Source organism: Stenotrophomonas genospecies 3, assembly GCF_054473855.1.
On the sequence record NZ_JBTMUR010000004.1, the window covers coordinates 153,359 to 171,483 of the forward strand.

General features: G+C 68.2%; 12 protein-coding genes. 6 read left to right on the forward strand and 6 right to left on the reverse strand.

Annotated elements, in window-relative coordinates; translation table 11 throughout:
* Window positions 1-100: 100 nt before the first annotated feature.
* Entirely contained in the window at window positions 101-2,509 is a 2,409-nt protein-coding gene (locus tag ACX9OT_RS07285) for an ATP-binding protein (RefSeq protein ID WP_277778875.1), read from the forward strand.
* Here ACX9OT_RS07285 and ACX9OT_RS07290 read toward each other — a convergent pair.
* The 3 genes from ACX9OT_RS07290 to ACX9OT_RS07300 all read right to left on the reverse strand — a co-directional run bounded on the left by ACX9OT_RS07290 (window position 2,495) and on the right by ACX9OT_RS07300 (window position 9,049).
* Window positions 2,495-3,940: an FAD-dependent oxidoreductase gene (locus ACX9OT_RS07290; protein WP_014035469.1), complete on the reverse strand. Its 1,446-nt coding sequence runs from the start codon at window positions 3,938-3,940 to the stop codon at window positions 2,495-2,497. The two genes, ACX9OT_RS07285 and ACX9OT_RS07290, sit on opposite strands and share 15 nt — an antisense overlap.
* Window positions 3,941-4,029: 89 nt before the next feature.
* Window positions 4,030-8,484: a glutamate synthase large subunit gene (gene gltB, locus ACX9OT_RS07295; RefSeq protein ID WP_277778871.1), complete on the reverse strand. Its 4,455-nt coding sequence runs from the start codon at window positions 8,482-8,484 to the stop codon at window positions 4,030-4,032.
* Window positions 8,485-8,659: 175 nt separating this feature from the next.
* Window positions 8,660-9,049, reverse strand: a complete 390-nt coding sequence (locus ACX9OT_RS07300) for an I78 family peptidase inhibitor (protein ID WP_004133799.1) — start codon at window positions 9,047-9,049, stop codon at window positions 8,660-8,662.
* 111 nt (window positions 9,050-9,160) lie between these two features.
* Here ACX9OT_RS07300 and ACX9OT_RS07305 point away from each other — a divergent pair, with 111 nt between their 5' ends.
* On the forward strand, window positions 9,161-10,216 hold the full coding sequence (locus ACX9OT_RS07305; protein WP_277778870.1) for a DNA topoisomerase IB: 1,056 nt from the start codon (window positions 9,161-9,163) through the stop codon (window positions 10,214-10,216).
* Here ACX9OT_RS07305 and ACX9OT_RS07310 read toward each other — a convergent pair.
* Window positions 10,194-10,502: a hypothetical protein gene (locus ACX9OT_RS07310; protein WP_004153470.1), complete on the reverse strand. Its 309-nt coding sequence runs from the start codon at window positions 10,500-10,502 to the stop codon at window positions 10,194-10,196. The two genes, ACX9OT_RS07305 and ACX9OT_RS07310, sit on opposite strands and share 23 nt — an antisense overlap.
* A gap of 194 nt (window positions 10,503-10,696) precedes the next feature.
* On the opposite strand from ACX9OT_RS07310, the gene ACX9OT_RS07315 reads away from it, so the two are divergent.
* A complete protein-coding gene (locus tag ACX9OT_RS07315; RefSeq protein ID WP_277778869.1) occupies window positions 10,697-11,803 on the forward strand; it encodes an SDR family oxidoreductase in 1,107 nt (368 codons plus the stop codon).
* Between the two features lie 72 nt (window positions 11,804-11,875).
* Here the strand turns inward: ACX9OT_RS07315 and ACX9OT_RS07320 are convergent, their stop codons facing one another.
* Both ACX9OT_RS07320 and ACX9OT_RS07325 read right to left on the reverse strand, forming a co-directional pair.
* Entirely contained in the window at window positions 11,876-12,943 is a 1,068-nt protein-coding gene (locus tag ACX9OT_RS07320) for a serine hydrolase domain-containing protein (protein WP_049461573.1), read from the reverse strand.
* A gap of 144 nt (window positions 12,944-13,087) precedes the next feature.
* Window positions 13,088-14,035 (reverse strand): helix-turn-helix transcriptional regulator, encoded by a 948-nt coding sequence (locus ACX9OT_RS07325; protein WP_277778868.1) that lies wholly within the window; start codon window positions 14,033-14,035, stop codon window positions 13,088-13,090.
* A 127-nt stretch (window positions 14,036-14,162) separates the two neighbouring features.
* On the opposite strand from ACX9OT_RS07325, the gene ACX9OT_RS07330 reads away from it, so the two are divergent.
* Genes ACX9OT_RS07330 through ACX9OT_RS07340 form a run of 3 tightly spaced genes read left to right on the forward strand, consistent with a single transcriptional unit; the run spans window position 14,163 to window position 18,038 of the window.
* Window positions 14,163-14,555: a hypothetical protein gene (locus ACX9OT_RS07330; protein WP_223224697.1), complete on the forward strand. Its 393-nt coding sequence runs from the start codon at window positions 14,163-14,165 to the stop codon at window positions 14,553-14,555.
* A complete protein-coding gene (locus ACX9OT_RS07335) occupies window positions 14,545-15,765 on the forward strand; it encodes an MFS transporter (RefSeq protein WP_049461559.1) in 1,221 nt (406 codons plus the stop codon). Before ACX9OT_RS07330 ends, ACX9OT_RS07335 begins: the two co-directional genes overlap by 11 nt.
* 17 nt (window positions 15,766-15,782) lie before the next feature.
* Entirely contained in the window at window positions 15,783-18,038 is a 2,256-nt protein-coding gene (locus ACX9OT_RS07340; protein ID WP_277778867.1) for a TonB-dependent receptor, read from the forward strand.
* The last annotated feature ends 87 nt before the right edge of the window (window positions 18,039-18,125 follow it).

Below are 18,125 nucleotides of genomic sequence, written 5' to 3' on the forward strand. Positions count from 1 at the left end.
CAACTTTCTTCATTGCCGTCGGCCCGGGCGTCGATAGCGTGGCAGGCAGCGGTACCGCAGCGCGGCCGTTCCTTCCGCCCGCGAGATGAGGATGCCTACCGTGAATGTCGCCGGCTTCCCGGCAGCCATTGCTGTCATGGCCAGCCTGCTGCTGCCTGCCGCGGCCTCCGCCACGGGCTGCAGCACACCGCTGCGCATCGCCTGGCCGTCCGACCGTGCTCCTTTGTCGTCCAGCGAACAGGGCGAAGCCCGGGGGCTCGGCGCGGCGTACCTGAAGCTGCTGGGCGGGCAACGGCCACTGCAGCTGTTGCCCGTGCCGGCCACCAGCGTGGACCGGGACGAGCTGCCGGCCGGCACCCAGGCGCTGCTGGGATGGCCACGCTCGCAACTGCCTGCCGGATGGGTGGTCAGCACGCCCTACCTGCAGCTGCCACAGGTGATCGTGCGCCGGGAGGATGCGCCGCCGGTGCTGGGCCTGGAAGATCTACGTGGACGCATTGTGGCCAGCCCCAGCCGGGTGCCGCTGCAGGGGCTGCTGGCCGAGCAGGCAGCGGGTGCACAGCTGCTGCCTCCGGCAGCGCTGGACGATGCACTCCCGCTGCTGGGCACCGGATTGATCGATGCGGTGGTCGCCAACCTTGGCGACGTCGAGGCGGCGTTGCGCCGCTACCAGGGCGATGCACTGCTGATCGCCGCGCCGGCCGGTTTCGATGATGCCCTGGTGCTGGCGGCCACGCCCGCCTGCGCCGATGTCATCGCCGGCTTCGAACAGGCGCTGTCGCAGCTGACCGATACCGAGCGCGATCAGATCCGCGCGGCCTGGCTGCCGGACCGGCCGCGCAACGCTCCGTCATCGTCGCCCCTGCGCTGGCTGGTGCCGGCCTCGCTGATCCTGCTCGCCCTGGCGCTGGTCCATGCCTTCGGCTACTGGCGGGTCCATCGCGAGAGCGTGCGCCGCCGAGGGGTGGAGCAGCGCCTGCAGGAGGTGACCGCGAACCTGCCGGCGGTGGTCTACCAGGCGCGTCGTTCGGCGGGCGGCCACTACAGCTTTCCGCAGATCGCCGGGGACGTGCAGGCCCTGTTCGGAATCAGCGTGGAGACCGCGCGGATCGATCACCAGCGGTTGTTGGCCGCGGTCCACCCGGAAGACCGCAACCAGGTGATGGCCTGCGTCGAGATGGCTGCATTGGCGCGTGGCCCGATCGACGTCACCTTCCGCACCCGCTCGCCACAGGGCTGGCGATGGGTGCGCTCGCATGGGCGGCCGTTGTCCTGCGACGACAGCGACGTCGAGTGGAGCGGCTACTGGATCGACGTCAGTGAGGTGCAGTCACGTACCCGTGCGTTGGCCGAAGCGCGCCGCGAGGCCGAGCAGGCGGCACAGGCCAAGGCGCACTTCCTGGCAACGATGAGCCACGAGATCCGCACCCCGATGAGCACGCTGCTGGGCATGCTTGAACGGCTGGCGGGCAGCAGGCTGGAGCCGCGCCAGCAGCAGGTGCTGGCCACCGTCGATGATGCCGCGCGGATGCTGCGGCAGATCCTCGACGATGTACTGCACAGCCAACGCCTGGAGGGCGCACCACTGCAGCTGCGGCCCACCGACCTGGCGGCACTGGTGCGCGCGGTGCAGCAGCTGCTGATGCCGGTGGCCGCCAGCCGAGGCCTTCACCTGCAGGTGGTGCTTGATCCGGAGATGCAGCCGGGATCGCTGGCCGATGGCCTGCGCCTGCGCCAGATCCTGTTCAACCTGGCCGGCAACGCGTTGAAGTTCACCCGGCACGGCCACGTGGAGCTGCAGGTGCAGGTACTGCAGCAACGTGACTGGGGCCAGCGGCTGCGCCTGCAGGTAAGCGACAGCGGCGTGGGCATCAGCGAGGAGCGCCAGCAGGCGGTGTTCGCTGCCTATACACAGGCGGAGCGCTCGACCACGCGGCGCTTCGGCGGCAGTGGGCTGGGCCTGGCGATCTGCCGTGAGCTGGCGATCTCGATGGGGGCGGAGCTGCAGCTGCGCAGCTCACCCGGGAAGGGCACCACGGTGTGGCTGGATCTGGACCTGGATGCCTGTGAGGCACCCGTGGCAGCGCCCGCGCCGGCGGTTGCGGACGAGCGTCCATTGCCGGCGGCGCGCGTGCTGATGGCTGAAGACCATCCCACCAACCTGCATCTGCTGGAGCAGCACCTGTGTGCGCTCGGGCTGCAGGTCCACGCCTGTACCGATGGACGGTCGGCGCTTGAAGCATGGCAGGCGCAGCCGTTCGACCTGGTCATCACCGACTGCCACATGCCGGGCATGGATGGCTTCGCGCTGGCACGGGCGATCCGTGCCGATGCCTGCCCGGCGCGTGCGCAGGTGCCGATCATCGCGCTCACCGCCAGCGTGATGGAAAGCACCCGCGAAGCCTGTCGTGCGGCTGGCATCGACCACTTCCTGGCCAAGCCGGTGGAGCCGCACGCACTGCGGGCGCTGCTGGCGGCATTGCTGGTACCGGACTCAGTGGGCCAGTAGCCGCACGATGCTGGCGGCGGCATCGCGGCCTTCGGCCACGGCGGTCACCACCAGGTCAGCACCGCGCACCGCGTCACCACCGGCGAACAGGCGTGGATGCGCGGTCTGGAACGGCAGGCGGTCCTTGCCGCCGGCCACGATGCGGCCGTTGGACTGGCCTTCCACGCCCAGCTCGGCCAGCCACGCCGGCACGCTCGGCGAGAAGCCGAAGGCGATGATCACCACGTCCGCTTCCAGCAGCGATTCACTGCCTTCGATCGGCACGGCGTTCTGGCGGCCGTTGGCATCGGGCTCGCCCAGCCGGGTTTCCACCACGGTCACGCCGATCACTTCATCGTCGGCGCCGGCTTCGATCGACAGCGGCTGCCGGTTGAACAGGAAGCGCACGCCTTCTTCGCGGGCATTGGCCACTTCGCGCGCGCTGCCGGGCATGTTGGCTTCGTCGCGGCGATAGGCACAGGTGACCTTGGCCGCGCCCAGCCGCACCGCGCTGCGCACGCAGTCCATGCCGGTATCGCCGCCACCGAGCACCACCACGCGCTTGCCGTTGAGGTCGGGCAGGGCAATGGTGTCTTCCCAGCCGGCAATCGGCCGACCCTTCGGGTCATCGCCGCCAACGATGCGGCTGTTCTGTACCAGGAACGGCAGGGCCGGCAGCACGCCCTTCAGGTCCTGGCCGTCGAGACCGCCATCGGTGTAGCGGTAGGCACCGGTGCCGACGAACACCGCGTCGTGGCTGTCCAGCAGCTGCTGCACGCTCAGGTCACGGCCGATCTCCACGCCGAGGCGGAACTGCACGCCCATGCCCTCCAGCACTTCGCGGCGGCGGTGGATCACGTCCTTGTCCAGCTTGAAGCTGGGAATGCCGAACTGCAGCAGGCCGCCGATCTGCTCATAGCGGTCATAGACCACGGCGGCAATGCCAGCGCGGGCGAGGCGATCGGCGCAGGCCAGGCCGGCCGGACCGGCGCCGATCACCGCTACGCTGTGGCCGCTGGGCTGCACCGCGCCCAGATCCGGGCGCCAGCCGCTGGCCAGCGCGGTGTCGACGATGTACTTCTCCACCGCACCGATGGTGACCGCGCCGAACTCCTCCAGCGTGCAGCTGCCTTCGCACAGGCGATCCTGCGGGCAGACCCGGCCGCACACTTCCGGCAGCGGGTTGGTGCTGTGGCACAGCGTGGCGGCTTCATGGATGCGGTTCTCCTGCACCAGCTGCAGCCACTGCGGAATGGCGTTGTGCACCGGGCACTTCCAGCTGCAGTAGGGGTTGCCGCAGTCCAGGCAGCGGCCGGCCTGGTACTGGGCGTCCTCCTTGCCGAACTTGCCATACAGCTCGCCCCAGTCGCCGGACGTGCGCAGTTCCACCGGAATGCGCTGCGGCATGGTGCGGGGCAGGTCGAGGAACTGGAAGGCGTGCTTGCGGCTCATGGCGGGCTCTGGAATGCGGGGGGGAACGTTGCCGGCCAGCGGCCGGCACTACGTGATCCTGGGATGCCGGCCAGCGGCCGGCACTACCGTTACGCGGCGCGTCGCAGGGTTTCGGTCAGCGACTCGATGCTGGCGGCCTTCGGTTTGACCAGCCAGAACTTGCCGATGTAGTCGCGGAACTCGTCCAGGATCTGCTGCGCCCAGATGCTGCCGGTCAGCTCGCGATGGCGGCCGATCAGGCGGTGCAGGTGCTGGCGGTAGTTCTCGAAGCCTTCGGCGGACACGCGATGGATGTCGATCAGCTCGTGGTTGTAGCGGTCGACGAAATCGCGGTCGACGTCCAGCACGTAGGCCAGCCCGCCGGTGAAACCCGCACCGAAGTTCAGGCCGACCTTGCCCAGCACCAGCACCACGCCATCAGTCATGTACTCGCAGCAGTGGTCACCGGCGCCTTCCACCACCGCCAGCGCGCCGGAATTGCGCACGGCGAAACGTTCGCCGGCACGACCGGCAGCGAACAGTTCACCGCCGGTGGCACCGTACAGGCAGGTGTTGCCGATGATCGCGGTGCTGCGTGCCTCGAAGCGGGCGCCGCGCGGCGGACGCACCACCAGTCGGCCGCCGGCCATGCCCTTGCCGACGTAGTCGTTGGCTTCACCTTCCACTTCCAGGTGCAGGCCACCGACGTTGAACGCGCCGAAGCTCTGCCCGGCACTGCCGCGGAAACGCAGTTCCAGCGGCGCCTCGGCCATGCCCTGGTTGCCGTGTGCGCGCGCCACCGCACCGGCCAGGCGGGTGCCGATGCTGCGGTCGGTGTTGTGGATAAGGAAGCGGTGTTCGCCACCGCGCTTGTGTTCGATGGCCGGGGCCAGCAGGCCGTCCATCTGCGTGGCCAGGCTGTCCGGCGACTCGTACAGGCGCTGCGCGGCACAGTGACTGCCCTCATAGCGGCTGTCGGCCAGCAGGCGTGACAGGTCCACGCGCACGCCGTCGCGCGGCGCCACCTCGATCTGCCGCAGCAGGTCGGTGCGGCCTACGATTTCTTCCAGCGAACGCGCACCCAGGTACGACAGCCAGCCACGCACTTCCTCGGCCAGCAGGCGGAAGAAATTCTCCACGCGCTCGGGCTGGCCGGTGAAGTGGTTCTCGCGCAGGCGCTCGTCCTGGGTGGCCACGCCGGTGGCGCAGTTGTTGAGGTGGCAGATGCGCAGGTACTTGCAGCCCAGCACGATCATCGGCGCGGTGCCGAAGCCGAAACTGTCCGCACCCAGCAGCGCGGCCTTGACCACGTCCAGACCGGTCTTCAGGCCGCCGTCGGTCTGCAGCAGGGTGCGCCCGCGCAGGTCGTTGGCCAGCAGCGCCTGGTGCGCTTCGGCCACGCCCAGTTCCCACGGTACGCCGGCATAGCGGATCGAGCTGACCGGCGAGGCGCCGGTGCCGCCGTCATGGCCGGAAATGGTGATCAGGTCCGCACCGGCCTTGACCACGCCGGCGGCGATCGTGCCCACACCGGCATGGCTGACCAGCTTCACCGACACCAGCGCGGTCGGGTTGACCTGCTTGAGGTCGTAGATCAGCTGCGCCAGGTCCTCGATCGAATAGATGTCGTGGTGCGGCGGCGGCGAGATCAGGCCGATGCCTGGACGCGCGTAGCGCAGCCGCGCGATCAGCTCGTTGACCTTGTGCCCAGGCAGCTGGCCGCCTTCGCCGGGCTTGGCGCCCTGCGCGACCTTGATCTGCAGCACTTCGGCATTGACCAGGTATTCGGCGGTGACGCCGAAGCGGCCCGAGGCCACCTGCTTGATCTTGCTGCGCTTGGCGGTGCCATAGCGGGCGGGATCCTCACCGCCTTCGCCGGAATTGCTGCGGCCCCCCAGGCGGTTCATCGCAATCGCCAGCGCCTCGTGTGCCTCAGGTGACAGTGCACCCAGGCTGATCGCCGCGGTATCGAAGCGCGGGAACAGCTCGCTGGCCGGCGCCACGTCATCGAGTGGTGTCGGCGCAGCGGCCGGCACCAGTTCCAGCAGGTCGCGCAGTGCCGACGGCGGACGCGCGTGCACGGCATCGCAGTACTGCTGCCAGGCACGCGGATCGCCGCTGCGCGCCGCGCGCTGCAGGGTGGTCACCACGTCCGGGTTGTACATGTGGTACTCGCCGCCGTGCACGTACTTCAGCAGGCCGCCGACATCCACGTCCTGCTGCGCGTCCCAGGCCTGCGCGCACAGCTCGCGTGCGTCGGCATCCAGGCGCGCGAAACCGGCACCACCGATGCGCGAAGCGGTATCCGGGAAGCACAGGTCCACGACTTCCGGTTCCAGGCCGATGATCTCGAACAGCTGCGCGCCGCGGTAGCTGGCCACGGTACAGATGCCCATCTTCGAGATGATCTTCGACAGGCCCTTGTAGACGCCCTTGCGGTAGCGGCGGCCGATCTGCGACTGCTCACCGCCCTTGCTGAGCTTGAGGATGCCGCGTCGGCCCAGGTCGAACAGGGTCTGGTAGGCCAGGTACGGGTACACCGCGGTAGCGCCGAAGCCGAGCAGGCAGGCCATGTGGTGCGGGTCGCGCGCGGTGCCGGTCTCGACGATGAGATTCACGTCGCAGCGCAGGCCCAGCCGCGAGAGGTGGTGGTGGATGGCGCTGGTGGCGAGCAGGGCATGCACCATCGGCCGCCCGGCCACCGGGTAGCGGTCAGACAGCAGCAGCATCACCATGCCGTCGCGCGCGGCCTGTTCGGCCTCGGCACAGATGCGCTCGATGCCGGCACGCAGGCCCTCGTCTTCGCTGTAGGACAGGTCGAGCAGGCGGTTGGCCTGCACGTACTGGTCCATCTTCAGCAGCTGGCGCAGCTTGCGCTGGCTCAGTACCGGCGAGTTGAGGATGACGTGGTTCACCGTCTCCGGGCCGGCGTGGAAGATGTTGGTCTCCCTGCCGAGCTGGGTGGACAGCGACATCGCACAGTCTTCGCGCAGCGGGTCGATCGGCGGGTTGGTGACCTGCGCGAAGGCCTGGCGGAAATAGTCGTACAGTGGACGGCTGCGCTGGCTCAGCACCGCCATCGGCGTGTCGTCGCCCATCGAACCGGTGGCTTCCTGCTCGGTCTCGGCCAGCGGTCGCAGCACCTGCTCCACTTCCTCGCTGCTGAGCTGGTAGAGCTTGTGGTAGCTGCGCAGCGTGCCTTCGTCGAAGGGTTCCTCCACCAGCGAGGGATCGATAAGTTCGGTCTGCAGGTAGGTCACGCCCTGCTGCAGCCATTGCTTGTACGGCGCGCGACCGCGGTTGATGCGGTCCACCGCATCGGAGTCGAGCAGGTCACCGCGCTTGAGATCGATGGCCACCATTTCGCCGGGGCCGAGCTTGCCCTTGCGCACCACGCGCTCGGTCGGCACTTCCCACACACCCGCTTCGGAGGCGACCAGAAAGTGGCGGTCGGCGGTCAGCATCCAGCGCGCCGGGCGCAGGCCGTTGCGGTCCAAGGTGCACACCGCATAGCGGCTGTCGCAGGCGACGATGCCGGCCGGGCCATCCCACGGTTCGCTGTTGAGGCCGTGGAATTCGTAGAACGCGGCCAGGTCCGGGTCCTTGAATTCCAGCGACTGGGTGACCGGCGGCACCAGGATGCGCAGCGCCTGGATCAGCTCCATGCCACCGGCCACCATCAGCTCCAGCATGTTGTCCAGGCTCTGCGAGTCAGAGCCGTGCATGGAGATGACGGGGTCGAATTCACCGATATCGAAGCGCGGCGTCTTCCACACCTTGCTGCGCGCCTGGGCCCAACGCCGGTTGCCTTCGATGGTGTTGATCTCACCGTTGTGGGCGAGCATGCGGAACGGGTGCGCCAGCGGCCAGCGCGGCAGCGTGTTGGTGGAGAAGCGCTGGTGGAACACGATGGCGCTGGAGGCCAGTTCGCGGCGCTGCAGGTCCGGGAAGAAACGGCTGAGCTTGTCCGGCAGCACCATGCCCTTGTAGCTGATCGCATCCGGGGTGAGGGTGGTGACGTAGAAGTCGGCGTGTCCGCGCAGCTGCTGTTCGCTGCGGCGACGGGCCAGGAACAGCGCCAGCGCGAAGCCGGCATCGTCCTGGCCGATGCCGGCGTCGACGAACACCTGCTCGATGCGCGGCAGCGTGTCGCGCGCCAGCTGGCCGCAGACGCTGTCATCGGTGGGCACCTCGCGCCAGCCGGCGACCTTGCAGCCCACCGCTTCCACCTGCGCCTGCAGCTGCGCGCGGCAGGCCTGCGCCGCGTCGGCGTCGTGCGGCAGGAACACCAGGCCGGCGGCGAAACGCGCAGCGACCGCGATGCCGGCTTCGCTGGCCAGCAGTTTCAGGAACGCATCGGGGCGGCGCAGCAGCAGGCCGCAGCCATCGCCGGTCAGGCCATCGGCGGCGACACCGCCACGGTGGGTCATGCGCGAAAGCGCGGCGATGGCGGTATCAACCAACAGGCGCGATGGTTGATCGTCGAGCTGGGCGACCATGCCAAATCCACAGGCATCGCGCTCGGAGCGCGGGTCGTAAAGCCCTTGGCGGTTGCGGGGGGCCATCTCTACCTCGATGCGGAATGAATTGAACGGGGACACTCAAGCCCGCTCAATCCCTGGAGCGCATCGTGAGGCCACCGGATGCCTCGACTAGATCACAGGTTGCTGCAACGCCGCAATACACGGTTGCAGGTGCAACAGAACGCGCCGGCAACCCAGTGCCGGCGCGGGGCCGGACTCAGCCGCAGCGCGCGCCGCTGACGGCGCCCTTGGCGTCCACTTCGATGTTCAGGCGGTCGCCGAGGAACTCCATCGTGGCCACGTCGTTGGGCTTGAGCACGCGCACCTGGTTGGCGCCGGCATCTTCCTGCGCCTGCTTGCCCAGCGCGTCGGTGTAGGTCTGGCCGACCAGGCTCTGCACCTGGCTGGCATCGCAGGTGCCGACCGGCGGAGCCTCGGTGGCCTTGCCGGCTTCGTCGGCCGGCGCCTTGGCGGCTTCGGCGGCCTGCTGGGCGTGGGCCGTGGCCGAATCCTGTTCATCCAGCGCCGGTGCCTGGCAGGCGGTCAGCGCCAGCACGGCCGGCAGCAACAGGGCGGAGAGCGAACGGGCGCGAATCGGGAACGACATCATGACTCCGGAAGGGGTTGTGAAGACCCGAGCATAGCGGCGAACCGGCCCTCACGTGTTTGTCTTGCGTTATCGACAGGATCGCGGCATGGCGACGGCGAGACTACCGACATGCCAACCCCCTCTACTCCCGAACGACAGGCCGCACGCGCGGCCGGCCTGCGCTATGTCGACGATACCCAGCCGGGCATCAGCCGGCGCCGCGCCGGCAAGGGTTTCAGCTACCGCGATGCCGATGGTCACGCGATACGCGACGCCACCACCCTGCAACGCATCCGTGCGCTGGCGATTCCGCCGGCGTATACCGCCGTATGGATCTGCGCCCACGCCAACGGCCACCTGCAGGCCACCGGCCGCGATGCACGCGGACGCAAGCAGTACCGCTACCACGCCGACTGGGCCAAGGAGCGCGACGCCGGCAAGTTCGACCGCATCATCGCCTTTGGCGAGGCCTTGCCCACGCTGCGGCGGCGGTTGTCGCGGGATCTCAAGCGACCTGGGTTTCCGCAGGAAAAGGTGCTGGCCATGGTGGTGGCGCTGTTGGCGGACACCCTGGTGCGGGTCGGCAATGAAACCTATGCACAACAGAACCGTTCGTTCGGACTGACCACGCTGCGCAACCGCCATCTGGAGCTGCTGCGCGGCGGCCGGGTGCGCATGCGCTTCCGCGGCAAGTCCGGGCAGGTGCAGGAGGTGACCGTGGGCGACCGCAAGCTGGGACTGCTGGTGCGGCGCCTGCAGCAGCTGCCGGGGCAGGCGCTGTTCCAGTACCGCGATGACGACGGTGCGCTGCAGCCGGTGGATTCCGGCGCGGTGAACGACTACCTGCGCGAGGTGATGGGCGAGGACTTCACTGCCAAGGATTTCCGCACCTGGGGTGGCACGGTGGCGGCGGTGCAGGCGTTTGCCGCCACCGAACTGCCGGAACCGGCCAGTCAGCGCGCGCTGGCGCAGGCGCAGCGCGCGGTGGTGTGCGAAGTGGCATCGCTGCTGGGCAACACGCCGGCGGTGTGCCGCAAGGCCTACATCGACCCGTGCGTGTTCGCCGGCTGGGAGCGCGGTGAACTGGCCAAGCTGGCCGGCCTGCGTGGGCCGCGCCAGTGGGAGCAGGCCACCCTGCGCGTGCTGCGCAGGGCGCGCAGGCTCAGCCGCAGTAGATCGCGGTGATGTTGTTGGTGCGGCCCTTTTCGATGGTCAGGCGGTCGCCGCCTTCGCTGGCCGGCGGTACCCGCGGACCGTCATGGCGCAGCACCCGCACATGCAGGCTGTCGCTGTCCACGCGTGCGCGGGCCACGGTGGCATCCGAAGCGGCCAGGCCAAGTGCGCCGCGCACCATGTCGCTGTGGCACTGCCCGGAAATCACGCCGTCGATCGGCTGCACCTGGGCCATCGGTGTGCTGCTGCAGGCGGCGAGGGCGAAGCAGACGGCGGTGGTGGCGATGGCATGTTTCATGGTGGCGTTCCTTGTGTGGTTGCGTGCAGCGTGCGACGTCGCACGTGGTGGCGGAATGAATACCGTGCACATCGTGGACACGGTGCGCTCACTGCCGCCAACAGCATAGGTGGAGACACTGCAGGCGCGGCGGATGCCGCCCGTGGTAGCGCCGGCAGCTGGCCGGCAACCCCATTCCCCCCGAGGAGACCTGCATGGCCACCGCCAAGAAGACCCCCGCCCGCCGCAAGGCATCGCCGAAGGTGCGTAAAGGCAGCACCGCAACCAAGACCGTCGCCGACCCCGATCGCCCACGGGTGGTGAAGACCGCAACCCGCAAGGCGGCCGCCAGCGATCCGCGGGCAGCGCGCGTTGCGGCCCGGCAGCGGCGCCTGCAGGACCAGGAAAAGTCCAAGGATGTGCGCGCGGCAAAGAAGGCGACAAGGAAGACCGCGACCCAGGCAGGCGCACGCCGTCAGCCGGAGGCGATGCCGGCGCAGCAGCTGGCCAAGCCAGGGCACGAACACGAACTGGAGCTGGCGCCGCGTTTCCTTGCACCGGACTACACCGGCAGCGGCAAGCTGCAGGGCATGCGTGCGATCGTCACCGGTGGTGATTCCGGCATTGGCCGTGCGGTGGCGGTGCTGTTCGCACGCGAAGGCGCCGATGTGGCGGTACTGCACCTGGACGAGGCTGAGGACGCGGACATCACCCGCCAGCACGTGGAGCGCGAAGGCGGTCGCTGCGTGGTGATCGCCGGTGACGTGCGCGATCCGCGCTTCTGCAACAAGGCGGTCAAGCAGGTGGCCAAGGCGTTCGGCGGCATCGACATCCTGGTCAACAACGCCGCGTTCCAGCTGCATTGCGAGCGGCTGGAAGACCTGGAAGACGCGCATCTGCAGGAAACCCTGCAGACCAACATCGGCGGTTACATCCAGATGGCGCGCGCGGTGCTGCCGCACCTGGGCGAGGGTGCCAGCATCATCAACACAGGATCGGAAACGGGAATCTTCGGCAGCAAGGCGCTGATCGATTACTCGGCCACCAAGGGCGCGATCCATGCGTTCACCAAATCGCTGGCGAGCCAATTGCTACCACGTGGCATCCGGGTCAACTGCGTGGCGCCGGGACCGGTGTGGACGCCGCTGAACCCGGCCGACAAGCCGGCGGAGGACGTGGCGGAGTTCGGCAAGGACAGCGACATGGGGCGGCCCGCACAGCCTGAAGAACTGTCGCCGGCCTATGTATTCCTGGCCTCGCCGGTCTGTGCCAGCTACATCAGCGGGGTGATCCTGCCGGTGATGGGCGGGCCGCACGGCTGACGCACCGATTCTGCCGGAAATGGCCGTCGGCGCGGCCGATGCTCCGGTAGTGCCGGCCGCTGGCCGGCAGCCTCAGGGCACGGTCACCGCAGGCGCATAGAGATCGGCAATGCGCGGAATGAACTGCTGTGGATTGGCACCGACCAGATTGGTCAGCGCCACCACCGCCACGCCGCGGTCGGGGTAGACGATGAAGGCCGATCGCGCGCCACCGATGCCGGCCACCTGCAGGTCGGGCGATGCGCGCAGCACCGGCCAGCCGCCCGCCCATGGGCCGGCACGGCCATCGGTGAGGCGCTCTGCGGTCCACATCCTCTTCCGAGCTGCATCCTGAAGCAGGCGCCCGTCGGTCAACGCGACCAGCCAGCGCGCGGTGTCATCGGCGGTGGTGAGGATGCCACCACCGGCCCACAGTGAAGGCGGAATGTCGTAGAACCAGTGCGACAGGCGCGCCGGTGCATCGGCTGCGTCGGTGGCACGCGGGGCCAGGCTGTACATCGTCGCCGCATCCGGAATCAGGTCGTAGCTGTCGCCGAAGGTGGTGCGGGCCATGCGCGCGCTGCTGAACTGGCCGGTGGCGAGGAAACGTTCGTAGGGCATGCCGGATTGCTGCGCGATGATCCGTGCCAGCAGTACGTAGTTGGTCTGGTTGTAGGCGAAGCGCTGCCCGGGTGCGGCTTCGACCGGCCGCGCAGTGACGGCTGTCCACGCCTGCGCTTCGGAGCCACCACCCAACAGCCCGTTCGCATCAAGGATGTCCGGAAGGCCTGAGGTATGCGCAAGCAACTGGCGTACGCGTACGTCTCTCCACGCTGGTGGAAGATCATCCAGGTAACGCGAGGCCGGCGCGTCCAGATCCAGCTGCCCCTGCTGGGCCAGCTGCGCGGCAGCCACGCCGGTGAACGCCTTGGTGGCCGAATTGAGCGGAAAGCGGGTGTCGCGCGAGGCAAGCACACCGTTCTCGACATTGGCCAGGCCGTAGGCCTCGGACAACACGATCTGCCCGTCTTTGATCACCGCGACCTGCAGCCCGGGAATGCGCTGCTCCAGCATGATCTGGCGGATCAGGCGGCGGGTCTGGTCGTTGGCCTGGTCCTGGCTGGCGGAGATGGCGGCGAAGGGCAGGGCAGTGATGAGCATGAGCATGACTCGAAGCGTTGGGCGGAACATGCGGGATTCCGGCGGGGCGTCGAGGATCGGATGCAGCGGGTGCGTAAAAGGTTTAAGCAGTACCTGCGCTGCGTGGCAGGTACTGGTTGTGCGCGCGGGGCGTGCCTGCTGCGGCTAGCGGATCCGGGAAGGAGACCTTCCGAACTGCCGCTTGAACGCGGCGCTGAAGCTGCTGGTATGGGCGTACCCGGCCACGCTGGCCGCCACGTCCACTGACACCCGTCGTTGCAGCAGGGCATCGTGCGCCCGTTGCAGGCGCAGTGCACGCAGCCAGGCGGCGATGCTGCTGCCGTGCAGCTGCTGGAAGGTGCTTTGCAGGTCGACGGCGTTGGTCCCCAGCCTGCGCGCCATCTGGTTGATGGTCAGGCCATCGGCTTCGCCGCTCTGCAGCCACTGTTGCAACTGGTCCACGCAACGCCGCAGATGTGCGCTGGGGGCAGGCGCCTCGCGTTCGGCGATCACGGATCGAACCACGCTGGCCGCGACTTCCAGCGCAAAGCTCTCGCGTTGCAGGTTGGCCAGCAGAGGCGGCTCCGACGTTTCCGCCCCGAACAACGCTGCGGCCCGCCGCAGCAGTGGCGCAGGCGGTTGCCACGCCTGGTTGCGTGCGTGGCTCAGTCGCAGGCGGGTGAGTCCGGCCGATGCGATACCATCGAGCTGGCGCGCCAGCCATTCCTGGCTGAGGTGCAAGCTGACCTTGGTTTCTTCGCGCCCGGCCTGCCAATGGCGCTGGAATGCTTCTTCCTCCCGCAGATGGACCAGCATCGCCGGGTTCCTCGCCCGCCGGCTGTCCAGGTCCAGGTGCTGGCTGGCAATGACCACCTCGGCCTGGCCTTTCAGCAGGAAGCTGGCGGTGAGACCCGCAGGCAGGCAGTTCTGGCTGCGGCCGCCGACCATGTCCTGGCTGCGGCTGAGGTAGAGCACCAGGCCGCTGTCCATCGACTGCACCTGCTGCCAGCCGGCCAGCACCGGCAGCGCATCGGGGAGGCCCGATTCAAAGTCGACCCGGCCGCCCAGCGCGTGGGCGGCGCTCATCAGTTCGGCGCAGGAATAGACCTGCATGCAAGGCACCCGCGAATGCTGTCGTGCCTAAATTTTCTTTCGTCGCGCCTAAACTTTCAATGGTATTGCAAATTATTCTCATTTGCGGGGGTTCGCTGCCCCTTTCCCCTGTTCAGCAAGAAGGTCGATGGCGATGGGTCTGGTGATCAACGAGGCGGTGGTGCTGCGTGCCGTCTTCCATGGCGCGGTGGATGCGCACCAGATCCGGTACTGGCTGGACCGCGTGCAGGCGCTGATCGATGCCCACCGCCCCTTCTACTTCGTTGCCAGCACCGCGCCCGGTGCCACCTTCTGCGACGATTACCGTGCCCTGCAGGCGGTCTGGTACAAGCAGTACAAGGCCGCCTTCCGGCAGTACTGCCGGGGCCTGGTGCGCATCGCCAGCGATGCCGCCGAGCAGCAGCGGCTGGACACTCCGGCGCTGCATGCGGCGTGGGCCGTGCCGTACTTCGTCACCGCCGATGCCGGCGCGGGCATGCGCTGGATTGGCGAGCACCTGGAGCAGGCTGATGCGCACTGAGCGCGCCGCCGCTTCGCCGTTCGGCCTTGGGGTGATCGTCGCGCTGTACATGGCGCATGCCTTGCCCCTGTATTTCTACAGCGTGGCGGTACCGGCCATCCTGCGCAGCCAGGGCGTGGATCTGCGCTGGATCGGCATGTTGTCGCTGCTTTACCTGCCGTGGGCGCTGAAGTTCCTGTGGGCACCACTGGTCGACCGCTGGCATCTGCCGGCCCTCGGTCGCCGCCGCAGCTGGCTGTGGCTGACCCAGCTGTTGCTGCTGGCCGGGATCCTGGTGCTGGCGTTCACCGGCCTGGATCATGGCCTGGTCGTGTTCGTGCTGGTCGGCATGTGGATCTCGACCATTGCCGCCACCCAGGACATCGCCATCGACGGCTATACCGTGGAGGCGCTGGCGCCGGCCGAGCACCGGCTGGGCAGCATGGCGCAGAGCGTGGGCGTGGCCCTGGGCAGCATGATCGGTGGCGCCGGCGTGCTGTGGCTGTATGAAACCCGCGGCTGGAGCGTGGCCCTGCTGAGCCTGGCGGCAATGAGCGCACTGACCCTGCTGGCAGTGCAGCAGATCAACGAAACGCCGGCCAGGCCCGACGCGCCGCGGCCGAGCATCCTGCGTGCGCTGCGTCGCCGCGAACTGCGCTGGGCGCTGCTGCTGATCGTGCTGTACCGGCTGGTGGAAGCGCCGGCCATGGCGATGATCAACCCGCTGCTGGTCGACCAGCAGTTCAGCCTGACCGAGATCGGGTTGCTGATCTCGGTGGGCGGCGCCGGTACCGGCATGCTGGCTGCGGTGGCCGCCGCCTGGCTGCTCAAGCAGCGCCGGGCCGAGCAGTTGCTGATGCACGCTGGCTGGTGGCGCACCGTGTTGTATGTACTGCTGGCATTGATGCTTTACAGCGGTGCGATGGCGTCGTCACGGTGGGGCCTGGGCGCGCTGGTGATCGCACTGCTGGCGCTGCGCTATGTGGCGATGACCAGCCTGTATGCCCTGTTCATGCGGGTCAGTTCGCGTGCCCAGGCCGGCACTGACTTCACCTTGCTGGTGTGCTTCGAGCTGCTGGTCAATTTCATCGGCGGTGCATTGTCCGGCTTCCTCGCCAAGGGCCTGGGCTACCCCATCTACTACATCGCGCTGGCGGCAGTTTCGGCGCTCGGGTTGCTGCTGTGCCGGCCGCTGATGCGCCGCTTCGCAGCACCCACGAACTCCCCCTGATACGCAACGAGGACACCATGCGGCATACCGCAGCAACCCTTCCGCTGGCGATGCTGGCGATGGCCATCAGTGGCCAGCTGGCGGCGCAGAATGCGTCCGCTACGTCCGGCACCCGGCAACTGGATGCGGTGAGTGTCACCGCCGTGCGAGGCGCACGCAGCGTGGCCGAGATCGCCGGCACCGTGTATGCCATCGAGCGCGAGCAGATTGCCCAGCAGATCACCGCCGGGCGCAGCGCCGCCGACATCCTCGGCCAGCTGGTGCCGTCGCTGGCGCCGGCCAGCGGAACCACCAGCAACTACGGCATGACCATGCGTGGCCGCAGCGTGCAGGTGATGATCGATGGCGTACCACTGACCGGCGCGCGCGATGGATCGCGCCAGCTCAACAGCATTTCGCCAACCATGATCGAGCGCATCGAGGTGATCTCCGGTGCCACCGCGCTGTATGGCGCCGGTGCCAGTGGCGGCATCATCAACATCATCACCCTTCAGCCCGGTGAGCAGCCGGTGCAGCTGGCCAGCCAGTTCGGCCTGCGCAGTCCCTCGCATCTGTCCAGTGACACGCTGGCCTGGAACGCCGCGCAGACCATGACCGTGCGCGGCGATCAGTTCAGTGGCGCGTTCGGCTTCGCCTATGGCCGGCAGGGCGCATCGCTGGATGCGCATGGCCGCCGTATCGGCCCGGAGATCGCGCAGACTGATCGGCAGGACACCGAGACCCGCGAACTCAATGCGCGCTTCGACTGGACCCCGACGGACAGCCAGCAGTTGAGCGTGGGCGTGCGCTGGTTCGACGATCAGCAGGACAGTGATCATGGCCCCGACTATGGCCCGCGCCTGGCCGTGCTGTTCAACCCTGCATTCACGCCCAGCCACCAGGCGCTGCCCGGCCTGCAGCTGGAGGCGCAGCCACGTACCCGGCACCAGGGAGTGAATGCGCAGTACCGCAACCGCGATGTACTGGGCGGGCAGGAACTGAGCGTGGAAGCCTATTACCGCAACGAGCAGGGACGCTGGTTCCCGTCGGTGTCGACGCTGGTGCACCCGGCACTGCGCGGTGGCTTCGCCTATGTGGCGATGCAGTCCAATACCGATATCGATGTGTGGGGGCTGCGCACAGCGCTGCACAAGGGTTTCGACGTGGCGGGCCGCAGCCTGCAGCTGTCGTACGGCGTGGACCACGAGCGCGAGCAGGACAGTCAGCGCGGGCAGATGTATGACATCAACCGCTTCATCGCCAGCAACGGTCTCGATTACCAGCCCACCGCGCAGTACGCGATGGGGCCGGACGTGCGCGTGGATACCACCGGCCTGTTCCTGCAGGCCGACCATTCGCTGAGTGAGCGCTTCAGCGTGCAGGCCGGCGTGCGCCACCAGATCCTGCGCAACCGCGTAGAAGACTCGCTTCCCTACACCGAAGCGATCACCGCCGATGCCGTTGCCGGGTATCAGCCGCACCTGCTGCGGGGCGGCCGCGTGCGCCACTCGCAGACCCTGTTCAATGCCGGCGTGGTGTACCGGATGGATGCATCGCAACAGCTGTTCGCCAACGTCTCGCAGGGCTTCAGCCTGCCCGACACCCAGCGCATGCTGCGCGATGTACCGGCAAGCTTCGTCATCGACAGCCGCAACGTCGGCCCGATCAAGGTCGACAGCTATGAGCTGGGCTGGCGCCGCAGCGATGCATCGCTGCAGAGCGCGGTGACCGCGTTCTACAACCGCTCGGACAAGACCGTGCAGTTCAACCGCGACTACAGCGTGTCGGTGGCCGACACCGATGAGCGCGTGTGGGGCGTGGAGGCCAACCTGCGCTACACACCGACGGCGCAGCTGGAGCTGGGCGCAAGCCTTGCCAGCACCCGGGGCCAGTACCGCGATGCTGCCGGACGTTGGCGTGAGCTCAATGCGTTCCGCGTTTCACCCTTGAAGGCGGGTGTGCATGGGCAGTGGCGCTTCGCCAATGACAGCCTGCTGCGCTTGCAGGGACAAGTGGTGGGCGGGACCGATCGTGCCTGGCGCGATGCGCCGCTCGCAGCGATCAGTCCCAGCATCCGCGCTACCCCGGCGGCGAAGATCCACGGCTATGCGGTGTTCGACCTGATCGGCGAGCTGCCGCTGGCCGGCGGCCGCTTCAGTGTCGGCATCTACAACCTGGCCGATCGTGACTACCGCACGGTCTATGGCCAGCAGGCCGAGGCGACCTACGGGAAGATGTCCAGCCTGCCCGCGGCAGGGCGCACCTTCTCGATCGGGTATCGGGTGGAGTACTGAGCCGGGCGGCGTCCCCCTACCGTTCGTCGGCCCATGACTTCCGGGGGGTTGACTACAGTTGTCGTCACGCAGAAAGTGGCGACACGT

Bases quoted from the DNA above. Each gene is read 5' to 3' on its own strand.
- gltB (WP_277778871.1), bottom strand. From the start codon at position 8,484: ATGGCCCCCCGCAACCGCCAAGGGCTTTACGACCCGCGCTCCGAGCGC.
- ACX9OT_RS07300 (WP_004133799.1), bottom strand. From the start codon at position 9,049: ATGTCGTTCCCGATTCGCGCCCGTTCGCTCTCCGCCCTGTTGCTGCCG.
- ACX9OT_RS07335 (WP_049461559.1), top strand. From the start codon at position 14,545: ATGCGCACTGAGCGCGCCGCCGCTTCGCCGTTCGGCCTTGGGGTGATC.
- ACX9OT_RS07310 (WP_004153470.1), bottom strand. From the start codon at position 10,502: ATGAAACATGCCATCGCCACCACCGCCGTCTGCTTCGCCCTCGCCGCC.
- ACX9OT_RS07315 (WP_277778869.1), top strand. From the start codon at position 10,697: ATGGCCACCGCCAAGAAGACCCCCGCCCGCCGCAAGGCATCGCCGAAG.
- ACX9OT_RS07325 (WP_277778868.1), bottom strand. From the start codon at position 14,035: ATGCAGGTCTATTCCTGCGCCGAACTGATGAGCGCCGCCCACGCGCTG.
- ACX9OT_RS07330 (WP_223224697.1), top strand. From the start codon at position 14,163: ATGGCGATGGGTCTGGTGATCAACGAGGCGGTGGTGCTGCGTGCCGTC.
- ACX9OT_RS07305 (WP_277778870.1), top strand. From the start codon at position 9,161: ATGCCAACCCCCTCTACTCCCGAACGACAGGCCGCACGCGCGGCCGGC.
- ACX9OT_RS07290 (WP_014035469.1), bottom strand. From the start codon at position 3,940: ATGAGCCGCAAGCACGCCTTCCAGTTCCTCGACCTGCCCCGCACCATG.
- ACX9OT_RS07320 (WP_049461573.1), bottom strand. From the start codon at position 12,943: ATGCTCATCACTGCCCTGCCCTTCGCCGCCATCTCCGCCAGCCAGGAC.
- ACX9OT_RS07340 (WP_277778867.1), top strand. From the start codon at position 15,783: ATGCGGCATACCGCAGCAACCCTTCCGCTGGCGATGCTGGCGATGGCC.